Here is a 15865-nt window from a genome sequence, read left to right as displayed (position 1 = left end):
ATCCTCCTAATCCTCCACTATCCAACTGCGTAACAATTTTGCAAATTCTTCTGGTTTTTCTTTTGCCATTTTTTCTAATTGCTTTCTTCGAACAACAGATTCTGAATCCTTTTCCTGATTCATTTCAGGGAGTTCCATCGATGTCTCTGTAACAGTCGGATCCTCCACAATCTCTTCTTTCGAATCTTTTTTATTACGCATTAACATTACTACTAAGAAGACGATAATTAGTAACAACACGCCCCCAGCAATGTACATCCATAATGGGATTGTAGGTGCTGTCGTTTCAGGAAGTTTTGTGCTCTCACTAAACTCTTGAAAAACAATTGAAACTTTCTCTTCTGGTTGTACTTCTCCATATTCAGCATCAACTGATGTTGTTACGATAGAATTAAGAATAGAGGATATTCCTTCTTGCACTTCCGTTATGTCTGGTTCCGATAAGTAATTAACCTGATTACCTTCACGGCTTTTTACATTGTCTACGGCAACTTGTATACCTAAGTCTCTAATTTTGTATGGACTTTCGACAATTTCTTTTCGTATTTTATTATACTCGTTATTAATCGTTTCTTTTACTAGTTCGTAATCACCATCTCCATTTTGTGTTGCTTGGTACCCAGGAATATCTTCATCTCCTGTTCCCACAACTCCACCTTCAACAGCTGGATTACCAGAATAGGTCTCGTGAACAGTTTCAATACTTACTGGTAGACCTTCCATTGTTTCTAAATCTACTGGTTCGACAATCTCTTCTACTCGTTTTTCATTGGTGAAATCAATATCTGATGTCACGGATACGATTACATTTTCTGGTCCGACCATGGCTCCTAGCATTTGTTGTAATCTTCTTCTAATGTCGAGTTCGATATCTTTCTTTACCGATTGCTGATATGTATAAACATCTTGATTATTTCCAACATTTTGGGCATCCCGATCAAAGTATTCAAAGTACTGATTCATAATCACAATATTTTCCGGTGGTAATTTAGGAACTGCTTTTGAAACTAAATGATAGAGCGTCTCAATCTGATTTCCCTGAAACTTATGTCCAGGTTGTGTGTTAACCACTATGGAAGCACTTGCCAGTTGTCCTGCATCACTTACAAAAACAGGATCCTTAGGCATGTTAATCATAACTTTAGCATCTTCAATTCCTTGAACACCTTTGATTAAGTTAGCCAGTTCTGTTTGCATAGCATCCAGCTTTATCATGCTAAACTCATTATCTGTAATACCCCAAGATGCATTCTGACTGAAGAATGAGTAATCAATATTCCCGCTACTCGGAATGCCTTGTCCTGCTAAGTCGACTAATAAATTATTTACCTCTGTTTCTGGGACAGTTATGGCAGTACCACCATCTTCAAGCGCATATTGAATTCCTCTTGCATCTAACTCTGTTTTAATTTGACCTACTTCTTGTAAGGATAATTTATTGTATAATGGCACCAGATTTGTTTTGGTTGAAAAAAGTGACAACCCTATAATTAGAAAAACAACTATACCTATTGAACCCAAAAAGATACCTTTTTGACTTTTCGATCGCTTCATCCAAAAAGATTTGGCCGAATCCCTCATTTTTAACATGTTTTCTTTCATATATTCCCCCGCCAAATTCCAAAAAAATAATAGTAAGTATTAAACACCTGCAATAAAAAATAATTTTATACTTGCATACGCATTATCTCGTTGTAAGCATCAATTACTTTTCGTTGAACTTGTACGGATGTTTCTAAAGTAACGCTAGCTTTTTGTGAAGCAATCATTACATCATGAAGATTTTCTATTTCACCACGTGCAAAGGCTTCCGTTTTTTGATTAGATGTTACTTGTGATTTATTCACATTTTCTATTGCTGTTTTTAAATTATCTGCAAAATTCGCCTGTGCATTTCCTGGAGATATAAGTTTGTCGTTCGTATTGACAGGTAGTATGGTATTGGATACTCCGTTTATAAACTGGCTCATGTATTTTCACTCCCTTTGATTACTTTCCGATTTCTAATGCTTTTAACAACATATTTTTTGTTGCATTTAACGCAGTTACATTAGCTTCATATGAACGTGTTGCACTCATTAAATCTACCATTTCCTGTAAAGGGTCAACATTTGGCAGTTGTACATAGCCTTCTTCATTCGCATCAGGATGAGTTGGGTTAAAAGCCAATTTAAATGGAGATTCATCTTCTGCAATTTTGGAAACCTTCACACCACCAGATTCAGTTGATGGTGTGTTAGATGCTTTATGTAGAAAGGATTGGAAGCTACCATCTTTTGGTTCAAGAACAACCATTTTTCTTCTATATGGTTCAACCTCCCCGTTTTCATTCACAGTTGCTCGTGTTGTTTGTGCATTAGCAATATTAGATGAGACAACGTCCATTCGTAATCTTTGAGCTGTGAGTGCACTAGCACTTGAATTTAATGCTCCAAAAATTGACATCCTACCTACCTCCTCTAATAACAGTTTGTAAACTACTGAATTTACCACTTAACCTATCTACCAAACCTTGATAATAGATTTGATTTTTCGCTAACTCGGACATTTCTTTATCTATATCAACATTATTTCCGTTATGATTATACATGGTATTGGTTAAGGTTTTTGTTTGATATGCATGACTAGAAGATTCCATGGAAAAAGGCAGATGTTTAGGGTTAGTTCGCTTAGCTTCTAACGAGCCTGATATGGCATCATTCAACACATTCTTAAAAACAACTTCTTTCGCATTGTAATTTGGTGTATCCACATTTGCTACATTGTTTGATATGACCCGATTTTTAGCGGTTGCATAATCAAGAGAATTTTCTAATGTGCTTATAGTTCCCCCGAATAATCCCATAATTTTTCCTCCATTTCCATACATTGTTAATTTTATAACGGACACATTTTTAAGAACACTTACGAATATTGTAAATTATACTGGAAGTAATGTCTATGAAATTTCGACATATTACGACTTGGGAAATTAAAATAGTTAATATTAACCAGTTCTATATACCTATTTTTCAGATGTTAATTATATTTCATTTATTCTATTACAAATAGAATAGGTATAAATACCCTATAATTAAAGTAATAACTATTAACGTCTTTCTATATTAAACAAATAAAAAAGGAATCAAAAAGGCTACTATTACTAGCCTTTTTGATTCCTTATTCCTTTATCTCTTCTATCCTTGTTCTACTGGATCACTACAACTTTTGATTTTATCTTGAGCGTAATTTTTCAAGTTCAACTAAGAATTTGTTGTTCAATACTTTAATGTATGTTCCCTTCATTCCTAATGAACGAGATTCAATAACACCCGCACTTTCTAGCTTGCGTAATGCGTTTACGATGACAGATCGAGTTATCCCAACACGGTCTGCAATTTTACTTGCTACTAGTAATCCTTCGTTACCATTTAATTCTTCAAAGATATGATCGATTGCTTCAAGTTCGCTGTAAGATAGTGAACTGATTGCCATTTGCACAACCGCTTTGCTACGGGCTTCAATTTCGATTTCTTCTGTTTTTTCATGCAGAATTTCCATTCCTACAACTGTTGCACCGTACTCAGCTAAAAGTAAATCATCATCACTAAAGCTTTCTTCCAATCTACTTAAGACTAAGGTACCAAGACGATCTCCACCACCAATAATTGGAACAATAGTAGTCAAACCGCTTTGAAATAATTCACGGTTTTCAACTGGAAAAGCAGTAAATGAACTGTTGATATCCAAGTTTGGAGTTGTTTCATAGATTGAAAATAACCCTTGGGTATATTCTTCTGGAAACTGTCTTTCTTCTAGCATCGATTTCATGCGATCATTTTCAATCTCCTGATTGATTGCAAAACCTAGTAGTTTTCCACGACGGCTTAAGATAAAGACATTACCTTTGATAACATCCCTAAGTGATGCTGACATCTCATTGAAATCCACCGATTTTCCTGTTGCTTTTTGTAGCATTGCATTAATTTTTCTTGCGCGATTTAATAATTCCATGCTAATAATCCTCCATTCAATAGTTTAATTTATAGTATAAATTGGCTTAGATCCCTATTCTTCACAATAGAACTTAGTTTTTTATCAACATATTCCGATGTGATCTCAATTTTATCCATCGTGATGTCTGGAGCCTCAAATGATAAATCCTCCATTAACTTTTCTAAAATAGTGTGTAAGCGACGTGCGCCAATATTATCCGTGTCTTGATTTACTTCAAAAGCCACTTCTGCTAATTTATCTACAGCTTCGTCGGTAAATAGTACATTTATACCTTCTGTTTTCATCATTGCCTGATATTGCTTAAGTAATGCATTGGATGGTTCAAGTAAAATTCGTTTGAAATCACTGACCGTTAACTTTTCTAATTCCACTCGAATTGGAAATCTTCCTTGAAGCTCTGGAATTAAATCAGACGGTTTTGCCATATGAAATGCCCCTGCTGCAATAAATAACATATGATCTGTCTTAACTGACCCATGTTTAGTCACAACAGTAGATCCTTCCACGATTGGCAAAATGTCACGCTGTACCCCTTCTCGGGAAACATTTGCAGAATTATCCTGTTTTGCAACCACTTTGTCAATTTCATCAACGAAAATAATACCTGATTGTTCTGAGCGAGAAATAGCTTCTTGAGCTACTTCTTCCATGTCTACTAATTTTTGTGCCTCTTGCTGGGTTAAAACCTTTCTGGCTTCTGATACTGATAATTTACGCTTTTTCTTTTTCTTTGGCATAAACTGCCCAAAAGCGTCTTGCATATTCATGCCCATTTGCTCCATTCCCGAGCCTTGTAACATGTCAAACATAGATGGTGGCATTTCCTCAATTTCTACCTGGACCATATGATTTTCTAACTCACCAAGCGCTAGCTTTTGTTCGGTACGTTGTCTTTTATTCCTAACCTCTTCGTTACTTTCGCTATCTTTTTCATCTTCGTCATCATCGGAAGAATGATTTGAAAAAAGCATTTCAAACGGATTTTTATTAGTTGTATCCTTTTTGACTTGAGGTACTAATAACTGAACTAGCTTTACATTAGCCTCTTGTTCTGCTTTTTCTTTTACTTCAACCATCTTTTCTTCCCGAACCATTCGAATAGACATTTCAACTAAATCCCGTACCATCGATTCTACATCACGGCCAACATATCCCACTTCAGTAAATTTTGTCGCTTCAATTTTAATAAAAGGAGCTCCTACTAATTTGGCTAACCTTCTGGCTATTTCTGTTTTACCGACACCAGTTGGACCAATCATTAAAATATTCTTTGGCACAATTTCATCTTTTATTGAATCATCTAACTTCATACGACGATAACGATTTCGCAGCGCTACAGCAACTGACTTTTTAGCTTGCTTTTGGCCAATAATATATTGATCGAGTTGCTCCACAATTTGCTTTGGAGTATAATCATTTCCCATAGGTTTACAAGGCCTCCTTATTACTCAAGTACCTCAAGTGTAATCTGGTCATTTGTAAAGACACATATTTCACCTGCAATTGTAAGTGCTGCATGTGCTATTTCTTTAGCAGTTAGGTTTTCCGAATATCGTACTAATGATCGACCAGCACTTAAAGCGTAGTTTCCACCTGAACCAATAGCTAAAATACCATCATCGGGTTCAATTACTTCACCAGTTCCGGATACTAGAAACATGTTTTCCTTGTTCATGACAATGAGCATAGCTTCTAATTTTCGTAAAACTTTATCACTACGCCATTCTTTTGCAAGTTCCACAGATGCCCTAGCTAAATTACCATTATAGGTTTCAAGCTTGCTTTCGAATTTTTCAAAGAGAGTAAAAGCATCTGCTACAGAACCAGCAAACCCAGCTAACACTTGCCCATTAAACAATGTACGTACTTTACGTGCTTTATGTTTCATTACAACTGAATTTCCTAGAGTAACCTGACCATCTCCACTCATTGCACATTGTCCCTTGTGTGCAACTGCGAAAATTGTTGTTGCATGCATCTCATTTGACACCTGCATCACCTCATAATCTAATTAATTATTGGCTCTAGGATGAGCCTTCATATACACATTTTTCAAATGATCCTTTGTTACATGCGTATAAATTTGGGTTGAAGATAAGCTTTCATGCCCTAACAACTCTTGAACGGTTCTAAGATCAGCACCCTCATTTAACATATGTGTTGCAAATGTATGACGTAATTTATGTGGATGAACATGTATAGTTAATGAAGCTTTTTCTACCATTTTCGTTAAGATGAGGCGCATTCCTCTTACAGCTAAAGGCATGCCCTTTGCATTTAGAAATACAGCTTTTGTTGAGACATCATTAGACTTTTTAAGTAGTGTTTTTCTGCCTTCATTCATATATGTTTCCAATGCGATTTCCGCAAAGCGACCAAATGGTACATATCGTTCTTTTCTACCTTTACCATGTATAAGCATTGTGCCTATAGTAAAATCAATATCTTGAAGTGTTAGCTGTTGACATTCGCTCACCCGAATTCCAGTAGCATAGAACGTTTCTAGTAATGCTTGATTGCGCTGACCCAAAGGATCACTCATATCATTCACTTCAAACAATTTCTCAAGTTCCTCCTGATACATGAATCCGGGAATCGGTTTTGTAGCCTTTGGTAAAGTCACTTGAAGAAAAGGGTTGCTAGGAACTTTATCCTCTCGTTCTAAAAATCGATAAAAACTGCGCATACTGGAAATTAATCTCGATACAGTGCGTCTACTTAAATTCTTGTCGTATAAAGAAGTTAAAAGAACACGAACTGAACGGTAATCAACATCAGAAAGGTCTTCAATTCCTTCAGCATTTAAAAATTGATGAAAAGTTTCCAGATCATTCAGATAATATTTTACAGTATATGGAGACGCGTTTTTTTCAATTTGTAAATATTCCATGAATGCTTCGTTATATTGTTTTAAATGATACAATACGTCACCCCGTTAATCAGCGAATAAATCATATCACATTCCATAGCGTAGCGCAATAAATTTAACAAAATTGTAACAAAATTCAGAATTGACCCTAATTCTTATACTGTTATACTCTTCGCGTCCAGCCTGTTATTTCTGTATTTAATCACGTGAACATTTAATGAACTTAGAGTATACGGACAAAAAAAGATCGTAACTAATTAATGCCCATAATTGACTCCCCTCCATTACTGTCAAGTAAATAAGCTTTCCAAATCGTAATTATATCTTTTTCGAATATAATAGTCAATCTTCAACAATTAAAGTATTCGAAAAAATTTACAAAGCTTAATTAAATGTGAAGGGGAGTTTCTATATTTATTATTTATTGACAAAAAATTATTTTAATAACCCTATTTCATTAATTTTTTCTTTAGTAGTTGTAGTACCAAGGTCATATAATTTTTGATAAATTCTAACTAAATAGTAATCATATTTGTTTCTTTCATCATCTGCACCCCATTCATCAAATGGTTTACTTATATATTCAATCGCTTGTTTCCCATTTTTTCTTTTCTCCATAAATAACATTTCAATTTCTTTAATTTCTTCGGCATTAGCAGTGATCTCATATTCAACACCACTATCAGGAATTGACATTTCACGGATATCTTCTGTATCAACAGTTACAAAGTATTGTTTTTTTTCACTCATCATTAATACCTCCTACCTAAGTAATTTACCCTTTTCATTGAAGTTAAAACTTATAAGAAAAGCATAGGCACCCGTTTAGTGAGGTATGGACCGTGCCCACGCAACGTGGGTAGTTCGAAGTTGCTCATGCTTTGTGGCGGTTTTAATCGAACATTCTTTCCACAGGAGATAACGGAAACACGGTAAGCGTAAGCGAAGCGATGTTGACTTATCCACACGAAGGGGATGAAGGAAGTCCACTAGTCGCTGGGGGCTGGAGCTAGACAAATAAACGTCAAAATCTATACTTTGCTTGCTTTTTTAAGAAAAGCACAGTGAAACAAAAAAGAACTGCTCGTTATGAACAGTTCTACAATGCTTTGCTGCTTTCAGTGTTCAATTTTAGTTTTGTGTCTTTTCCTTGTAATCACAGTTTGTACATTGAATCTGTGTCTCTTTCTTACTTTTCTTTTCTACTAGCAATGATTCACACTTTGGACATGGTCTTGAAATTGGTTTATCCCATGAAACAAAATCACATTCTGGGAATCGATCACATCCAAAAAATGTACGTTTCTTTTTAGATTTTCTTTCTACTACATTTCCTTCATTACATTTCGGGCATTTAACACCAATTTCTTTTAAAATTGGTTTTGTATTTCTGCACTCTGGAAAATTAGAGCACGCAAGAAATTTTCCATAGCGCCCCATTTTGTAAACCATCTCATGTCCGCAATTTTCGCAATCAATTCCAGCTGGTTCATCTTTAATTTCAATTTTTTCCATTTCTTTTTCTGCTACTTCTAGACGTTTGTTAAAATCTACATAGAATCCATCTAAAATGGATACCCAATTGTTTTTGCCATCTTCAATAGAGTCCAGATCACCTTCCATTTTCACAGTGAAGTCAACGTCGATTATTTCCGGGAAAAATTCCTGGAGTAATTCTATCACGATACCTCCCAATTCAGTTGGAATAAATCGCTTATTATCAATGCTTACATATCCCCTACGCTGAATTGTATCCAGAGTTGGAGCAAATGTTGACGGTCGTCCAATTCCTTGTTCTTCCATCGCTCTTACTAGTCTCGCTTCCGTGTATCTTGGAGGTGGCTGTGTGAAATGCTGATCCGGATTGATATCATTAGCCGTTACTTCCATACCTTCTTTTAAATCAGGTAAATACTTGTTTTCTTCTTTCTTTTTATCATCTGTACCTTCAATATAAACAGACATAAATCCTTTAAATTTAACTTTTGAACCGGTAGCACGAAACTCAATTCCATTATTTAATAAATGGACAGTCATCGTATCCATAACTGCCGGTGCCATTTGGCTTGATACAAATCGTTCCCATATTAATTTATAAAGCTTATATTGATCCTTTGAAAATATTGCTTTTAACGATTTAGGATCGTGCATTACAGAAGTGGGTCTTATTGCCTCATGGGCATCTTGAGCTCCTTCTTTCTGTTTTACAGCTTTTGTTTGACCGACATATTCTTTACCGTGCTTTTCCACAATATAATCTTTCGCTTCTGATTTAGCAGTTTCAGATATACGGGTCGAATCGGTACGCATATAGGTAATTAAACCTGTTATTCCACCAGCTTTTTTCCCTAAGTCAATACCTTCGTATAATTGTTGCGCAACCATCATCGTCTTTTTAGCCCGGAAATTTAATTTTCGTGCCGCTTCCTGTTGGATTGAAGATGTAGTAAAGGGTACTGCAGGATTTCGTTTCCTTTCCCTTTTATTTACCTTATCAACAGTAAAGTTTTTTCCTTCTAATTGTTCAAGTATTTTTTTTACATCATCTTCTGTTTTTAATTCTTTCTTTTTCTTATCGATTCCATAAAAGGAACCTTCAAAAGTATCTTTATCTTTCGTGAAATTTGTTTCAATTGACCAGTATTCTTCAGGTGTAAAGCTTTCTATTTCTTTTTCACGATCCATGATCATTTTAACTGCTACTGATTGAACACGACCTGCACTTAGTCCTTTTTTCACCTTTTTCCAAAGTAAAGGACTAATATTATAACCCACTAACCGGTCCAAAATTCTTCTTGCCTGTTGCGCATTTACTAAGTCTGTATTAATGGATCTAGGGTGTTTAAAGGATTCCTTTATTGCATCCTTTGTGATTTCATTAAAAACCACTCGACATTGAGAAGTCTCATCAATACCAAGACTATGTGCTAAATGCCACGCAATAGCCTCTCCTTCTCTGTCTGGATCGGCTGCAAGATATACTTTTTTAGCTTTCTTTGCTGCAGTCTTAAGCGATTTAAGTACATCGCCTTTCCCACGGATTGTTATATATTTTGGTTTAAATTCGTCTTCGGTATCAACGCCCATTTGGCTTTTAGGTAAATCACGAACATGCCCCATAGAAGCTTTTACTTTATATTTCTTTCCTAAGTATCGCTCAATCGTTTTTGCCTTAGCAGGCGATTCAACGATTACAAGATAATCTGACATTCATTCATCCTCCTAGAAATGAGGTCCTCAGTATTTAAGTTGAAATCTTTACTAATAGTAAATATATACCCCTTATTTGTCAAACATGCTATTTACACTTTTTAATTTTAAAAACTATTTATTTTTTATTAATCCAAATTTCTTTGGCCACATCCCAGTCTTCTAAGATGTCATCCGGTTTAATTACTAGCTTGGCACCATCCTGTATCATCTGATTGCAACCAATTGATTCAGGGATAGTTGGGGAGTCAGGAATAGCATAAACTTCTCTTCCTTGATCTAATGCCTGGTTAACTGTAATGAGTGTACCACTTTTTTCTTTCGCCTCAATAACTAAGGTCCCAAAACTTAAACCACTTATAATGCGATTTCGTTCAGGGAAATGAAACCGTGCTGGTCGTTGGCTTGGAGGGTACTCTGATAATACTAAGCCTTTATTGCTTAGTTGGTCAAACAATGTGACATTTTGCTTTGGGTAAATATGATGAAAACCGCCCCCTAATACTGCAATGGTCTTCCCTTTATTACCTAGTGCAAATTGGTGGGCGTAGCTATCTATTCCCATTGCCATGCCACTTATAATTATCCATTTTTCTTCAATAAGTTTTGGCAAAATAAGGTTCATTTTAGTCAAGGCATTTCGTGATGGAAACCTTGTTCCGATTACACTTAAAGCTGGTGTATCCTGTAAAAGTGACACATCACCACGTGTATATAACACAAGAGGTGGATCTTTTATTGTTTTTAACACAATGGGATAGGACTCGTCAACTACTGTGAGGATGGTGTAGGTATCAATATCTCTTTCTATATCTTTTTGAAGTGTACGATTATGAAGATCTTGATGAAGTGGTTTTGCATGTGTTTGAGGAATAAAAAATTGCTGACTGATCTGGGAGGAGGTCAGATTATAAATAGTAGCGAGTGAGGGATCAATAGCAAGCATTCGCTTAATAGACCGCCTTGTAATGCCTCTACATCGGTGGAGATGGATGATTCGATTACGTAATGACAACAATTAATCACTTCCCTTTTAAAATAAGGAACCCAATAGTATTATTGAGTTCCCTTGTCTAAAACCTTTTTATTACTTAATGTGTTTTACATTTATCTAGTAAGTTATTTTCTTTTAATACGCTGATCATTGTTTCACCCATAACGGCAGGTGTTTCTGCAACTTGAATTCCGCATTCATTCATAACACGGATTTTTTCATCAGCAGTACCTTTACCACCCGAAATGATTGCACCAGCGTGTCCCATACGTTTACCTGGAGGTGCAGTTGCACCACCGATGAAGCCTACTACAGGCTTTTTCATATTTGCTTTTACCCATTCGGCTGCTTCTTCTTCAGCAGTACCACCGATTTCACCAATCATGATTACTGCTTCTGTTTCTGAATCATCATTGAATGCAGTTAATACATCGATAAAATCTGTTCCATTAACAGGGTCTCCGCCAATTCCAACAGCAGTAGATTGACCATAACCTGCTTCAGATAATTGATGTACCGCTTCGTATGTTAATGTTCCAGAACGTGAAACAACTCCGATATGACCTTTTTTATGAATATAACCAGGCATGATACCAATCTTACATTCGTCAGGTGTGATTACACCAGGACAGTTTGGTCCAACTAAACGTGTTTTCTTGCCTTCCATATAACGTTTTACTTTAACCATATCCAATACTGGAATATGCTCAGTAATACAAATAGCAAGATCAAGTCCTGCATCTACTGCTTCTATGATAGCATCTGCAGCGAATGGAGCAGGAACGTAAATTACAGATGCATTAGCACCTGTTTCATCAACAGCGTCTTTTACCGTGTTAAATACAGGTACTCCTTCAACCTCTGTACCGCCTTTTTTAGGTGTTACACCGCCAACGATTTTTGTACCATATTCAAGCATTTGTTTGGTATGGAATCTAGCTGTACCACCAGTTATTCCCTGGACAATTACTTTTGTATCTTTATTAACATATACACTCATTTTCGTCCGTCCTTTCTACGCAATCTTTATACGTTTTCTCATTCAGTCAGTTGGTTATTATCTAGCTTCAACGACTAGCTTCTATAGGACTTCCTTCCTCGTGTCTTCGATAAGTCAAGCTCAAAAGAAAAGTCGCTTTGGCTTGCCTATATCTCATTTGGAAGGTTTGTTCGATTAAAACCGCCACAAAGCATGAGCAACTTCGAACTACCCACGTTGCGTGGGCACAGTCCATACGCCGCTGAACAAGTCGTTTCCGCTTTTATTTCACCATTGAAACGATTTTTTCAGCGCCATCAGCCATAGAGTCAGCTGAAGTAATATTTAGGCCTGATTCATTTAATATTTTCTTACCTAAATCAACGTTTGTACCTTCTAAACGCACAACTAATGGAATTTCAAGACCAACTTGTTTTGTTGCTTCTACAACACCTTCAGCAATAACGTCACATTTCATGATTCCACCGAAAATATTAACAAAAATACCTTTTACATTGGGATCGGACAAAATGATTTTAAATGCTTCTGTAACTTTTTCAGCAGTTGCACCGCCCCCCACATCAAGGAAGTTAGCGGGGTCGCCACCATAATGTTTAATGATATCCATTGTAGACATTGCTAGACCCGCACCATTAACCATACAACCAATATTTCCATCTAAGGAAATATAGCTTAGATCATATTTAGATGCTTCGACTTCTTTCGCGTCTTCTTCGTCTAAGTCACGGAAATTCTGTACGTCCTTTTGACGGAAAAGTGCATTGTCATCAAAGTTCAACTTCGCATCTAATGCTAATACTTCACCATCACCCGTTGTAACTAGAGGATTTATTTCTGCAATCGAGCAATCCTTCTCAACAAACGCTTGGTAAAGACCCATCATAAATTTAACCGCTTTTCCGATTAATTCATCAGGGATATTAATATTAAATGCTAGTCTACGAGCTTGATATCCTGAAAGTCCTACTACCGGATCAATAACTTCTTTAAAGATTTTTTCAGGCGTTTCTTCAGCCACTTCTTCAATTTCTGTTCCGCCTTCTTCTGACGCCATCATAACAACAGCTGAAGTTGCACGGTCAAGAACAAGTCCTACATAATATTCCTTCTTAATGTCGCACCCTTCTTCAATAAGCAAGCGTTTAACTTCCTTACCTTCAGGACCAGTCTGATGCGTTACTAGTGTTTTACCTAAAATTTCATCAGCATATGTACGCACTTCGTCTAAGTTTTTCGCAATCTTCACTCCACCGGCTTTACCACGCCCACCAGCATGAATTTGTGCTTTAACTACAGTCACAGCCGACCCTAGTTTCTCAGCAGCTTCTACAGCTTCGTCCACTGTATATGCAACATGTCCAGTTGGAACATTTACACCATAGCTTCGCAAAATTTCTTTGCCTTGATACTCATGAATGTTCATCTTTTATCCTCCCATCAAAATTCACTGCATTCCCATTGTATTAAAAAACAACAAATTTCACAAGGAATAAAGAAATAAAGAAAAGCGGAGGCGCCCGTTAATTGGCGTATGACCTGGAAGGCTCCGTATGAGATAAAGGAAACACGATGATCGTAGCGAATCGATGTTGACTTATCGCAAGGAGGAGTCCTGAAGGGCACTAGCCAATGGGGCGCCGTAGCTAGATCAAGAGAAAAGCGAGCTTTGTTGTCGAAAATTAGTATTATTCTTTTGTAGAATTTACTTTCTTGTCCGCACGATAAACAAATGCAAACACTTCTGCAACTGCTTGATATAATTCCTCTGGTATGGTTTCATTTATATTTAATTCAGCTAATAATTCAACAAGGGTTGCATCCTCAATCATTGGAACATTATTTTTCTTTGCCTTTTCAATAATATTTTCTGCAATAATTCCTTTACCTGAGGCCGCAATCGTTGGTACTTGATCTTGCTTCTGGTCGTATTTAAGTGCTGCAGCTTTCGTTCTGTTTCCTTTCATATTCGATAATCAACCTCCTGAAAGGAATCGGTTTCCATTCTTCTCGTTGCTGTTTCTTTTTCCATATTCATTTGCTTTAGTGGTTTCACAGTAATTGTCGATAAATAATAATCAAGCGCTTCTAGACCTTCTTTTAGAATCGGTTTTAATGCGTGGGAGTGATCTGAAATTGAAATATCGTCATTGAATATGGTAACAGCAACTGCTCGTTTCTGAATGTTCATATCAATAACTGTCTCTTTCAAATTGGTTAAATCTAGATAAAACAAAATTCGACAATACGAAGAATCAATTTTACCTGACTTTGTTTTTTTTCCTTCAAACTCAAGTTGTAAATCTTTGGCTAAAGCAAGCTTTTCCCCAGGTATCTGAAGGCTTGCTTGTAAAAAATTCGTTGTATCATTCACTGATTGTATTTGCATGCCATTAATAAAATGAATTAACTGCTGAGCTCGATCATTTATCATGCCATCACTTTGTTGCAAAAGTTGTAATACCATGGTTTTAATGTTAGCTGACTGTTGTTCAGGCAAATCATTTGCAACGTAATATTCATGGGCTAAGCCAGTTGTATTAAGCATTTGTTTTAACTGAACTAAAAACTGCTCATGAGGTTTCGTAACTAATAGATTGTCAGTTAGTTTTGTATTTTTCCCAAATTGCTCTATTTGTTTATATGTTTGCTCATGAGAAAGTGTCTTAACCATTGTTTGTAATTGACCTATTGAGGCAACGTTATTTTGTAAAAGCGTTCTAACCAGTTGTTGTTGTTTATCTGGTAACAAGGGTAGTAATTTTGTTTCAATTTGTAATTTGTATTGTGAGAAATTCTCTGGAGATAACGGAATTTGGTGAATGTTGGCTGTATTAATTGCTGATGAAAAATGTTGTAAAAGCACTTGTGCTTGCTTCATTAAAATCCCCTTATTTTCTACTAGCTTGCTCAATGTAGAAAACACTTCTGATGGATTCATTTCAAATGGCAATGATAATGAAGTTAATTGTTGATTGGTTAACGTGATAGTTTGTACCGAGACATTTCCAAATTTATTGTTAGCAAAACCTTGCCACTCCGTTTTCCATGTAGAATAATTTACCCTTTTATCAACTAACCCAATTGTTTTTACTGTTTCTAAGAAATTTGCCTGATTAGACCCTATCTCTGTTAATATGTGCTTAATTAATGTTCCCTTATTTGACTGTGTGTGCTCGGTTAGCATCGACAAACGTTCGATTAAAGTTTGCTTTAAAGGTGTTTGATTTGTGTCCTGTTTTAACTGCAGCAATAACCTATTCAATTGATCAGTAAATCCACTTGTTGATTTCGTATACAAGGCTTGAAAGACCGAATCTGTTACTGGTAATTTATGTATGATCATATCCTTAAGCACGGACTGTGCCTGTGCTTTGTTTGCAGCACCCTCCAGTAATTGAAAAGCTTTTACCAGTTGCTCTGTATCAAATGGAATTTTATCACGCGTTAATTGCAGCATAAGAGAGATTTTCGTTTTCGTTGCTTTGATACCTAATTCTTGTAATAACTTTTGCATATTGTCGCTCATGTTATGTTTTAACTGTTCACCAATAACCTTTAAATGCGTAACATCTTCATTTATCTTTACTTGAAAGTGATAGTTTTCTCCAATTGCCAACGAGGCCTCTAATTGAGCAATCATTTTTTGTGAACCTATTTGAATTTGTGCTTTACTGTTTGGAAAAAGCTTCACAATTTTTCCTTGAACAATCTGTCCGGGCTTTAAGAACGCCTGTGCGTGGTTTACTTTGGCACTGCTCAATCGTTTAGACAGCACGTCTTGTATGCTCAACTGAGG

15 protein-coding genes are annotated in these 15865 nt (G+C 36.1%); all 15 read right to left on the bottom strand.

Annotation, left to right across the window (positions count from 1 at the left end; genetic code table 11):
• Positions 1–6: 6 nt before the first annotated feature.
• Complete coding sequence (fliF, locus tag AC3G7N_RS03725) at positions 7–1602, bottom strand: flagellar basal-body MS-ring/collar protein FliF (RefSeq protein WP_489420794.1); 1596 nt, start codon at positions 1600–1602, stop codon at positions 7–9.
• A gap of 65 nt (positions 1603–1667) precedes the next feature.
• Complete coding sequence (gene fliE, locus AC3G7N_RS03720) at positions 1668–1970, bottom strand: flagellar hook-basal body complex protein FliE (RefSeq protein WP_489420793.1); 303 nt, start codon at positions 1968–1970, stop codon at positions 1668–1670.
• 19 nt (positions 1971–1989) lie between these two features.
• The gene (flgC, locus tag AC3G7N_RS03715; protein WP_489420792.1) at positions 1990–2445 is read right to left on the bottom strand and encodes a flagellar basal body rod protein FlgC; all 456 of its coding nucleotides are present in this window, start codon (positions 2443–2445) and stop codon (positions 1990–1992) included.
• Between the two features lies 1 nt (position 2446).
• On the bottom strand, positions 2447–2845 hold the full coding sequence (flgB, locus tag AC3G7N_RS03710) for a flagellar basal body rod protein FlgB (protein WP_489420791.1): 399 nt from the start codon (positions 2843–2845) through the stop codon (positions 2447–2449).
• 368 nt (positions 2846–3213) lie between these two features.
• Complete coding sequence (gene codY, locus AC3G7N_RS03705; RefSeq protein WP_089532582.1) at positions 3214–3993, bottom strand: GTP-sensing pleiotropic transcriptional regulator CodY; 780 nt, start codon at positions 3991–3993, stop codon at positions 3214–3216.
• Between the two features lie 29 nt (positions 3994–4022).
• Positions 4023–5420, bottom strand: a complete 1398-nt coding sequence (hslU, locus tag AC3G7N_RS03700) for an ATP-dependent protease ATPase subunit HslU (RefSeq protein ID WP_489420790.1) — start codon at positions 5418–5420, stop codon at positions 4023–4025.
• Positions 5421–5440: 20 nt separating this feature from the next.
• The gene (hslV, locus tag AC3G7N_RS03695) at positions 5441–5986 is read right to left on the bottom strand and encodes an ATP-dependent protease subunit HslV (RefSeq protein ID WP_089532584.1); all 546 of its coding nucleotides are present in this window, start codon (positions 5984–5986) and stop codon (positions 5441–5443) included.
• Between the two features lie 21 nt (positions 5987–6007).
• On the bottom strand, positions 6008–6886 hold the full coding sequence (gene xerC, locus AC3G7N_RS03690; protein WP_489420852.1) for a tyrosine recombinase XerC: 879 nt from the start codon (positions 6884–6886) through the stop codon (positions 6008–6010).
• Positions 6887–7300: 414 nt separating this feature from the next.
• Positions 7301–7615, bottom strand: coding sequence for a hypothetical protein (locus AC3G7N_RS03685; RefSeq protein WP_489420789.1), 315 nt, complete (start codon positions 7613–7615; stop codon positions 7301–7303).
• A 381-nt stretch (positions 7616–7996) separates the two neighbouring features.
• Positions 7997–10075, bottom strand: a complete 2079-nt coding sequence (gene topA, locus AC3G7N_RS03680) for a type I DNA topoisomerase (protein ID WP_489420788.1) — start codon at positions 10073–10075, stop codon at positions 7997–7999.
• 118 nt (positions 10076–10193) lie between these two features.
• Positions 10194–11021, bottom strand: a complete 828-nt coding sequence (dprA, locus tag AC3G7N_RS03675; protein WP_489420787.1) for a DNA-processing protein DprA — start codon at positions 11019–11021, stop codon at positions 10194–10196.
• 145 nt (positions 11022–11166) lie between these two features.
• Entirely contained in the window at positions 11167–12069 is a 903-nt protein-coding gene (sucD, locus tag AC3G7N_RS03670; RefSeq protein ID WP_489420786.1) for a succinate--CoA ligase subunit alpha, read from the bottom strand.
• A gap of 262 nt (positions 12070–12331) precedes the next feature.
• Positions 12332–13492, bottom strand: coding sequence for an ADP-forming succinate--CoA ligase subunit beta (sucC, locus tag AC3G7N_RS03665; RefSeq protein ID WP_489420785.1), 1161 nt, complete (start codon positions 13490–13492; stop codon positions 12332–12334).
• Positions 13493–13754: 262 nt separating this feature from the next.
• Positions 13755–14033 (bottom strand): EscU/YscU/HrcU family type III secretion system export apparatus switch protein, encoded by a 279-nt coding sequence (locus tag AC3G7N_RS03660; protein ID WP_489420784.1) that lies wholly within the window; start codon positions 14031–14033, stop codon positions 13755–13757.
• The gene (locus AC3G7N_RS03655; RefSeq protein WP_489420783.1) at positions 14030–15859 is read right to left on the bottom strand and encodes a TP0910 N-terminal domain-containing protein; all 1830 of its coding nucleotides are present in this window, start codon (positions 15857–15859) and stop codon (positions 14030–14032) included. Before AC3G7N_RS03655 ends, AC3G7N_RS03660 begins: the two co-directional genes overlap by 4 nt.
• Positions 15860–15865 lie beyond the last annotated feature (6 nt).

Source organism: Virgibacillus carmonensis (assembly GCF_057836705.1).
This window is presented reverse-complemented; position numbering and strand designations above follow the sequence as displayed.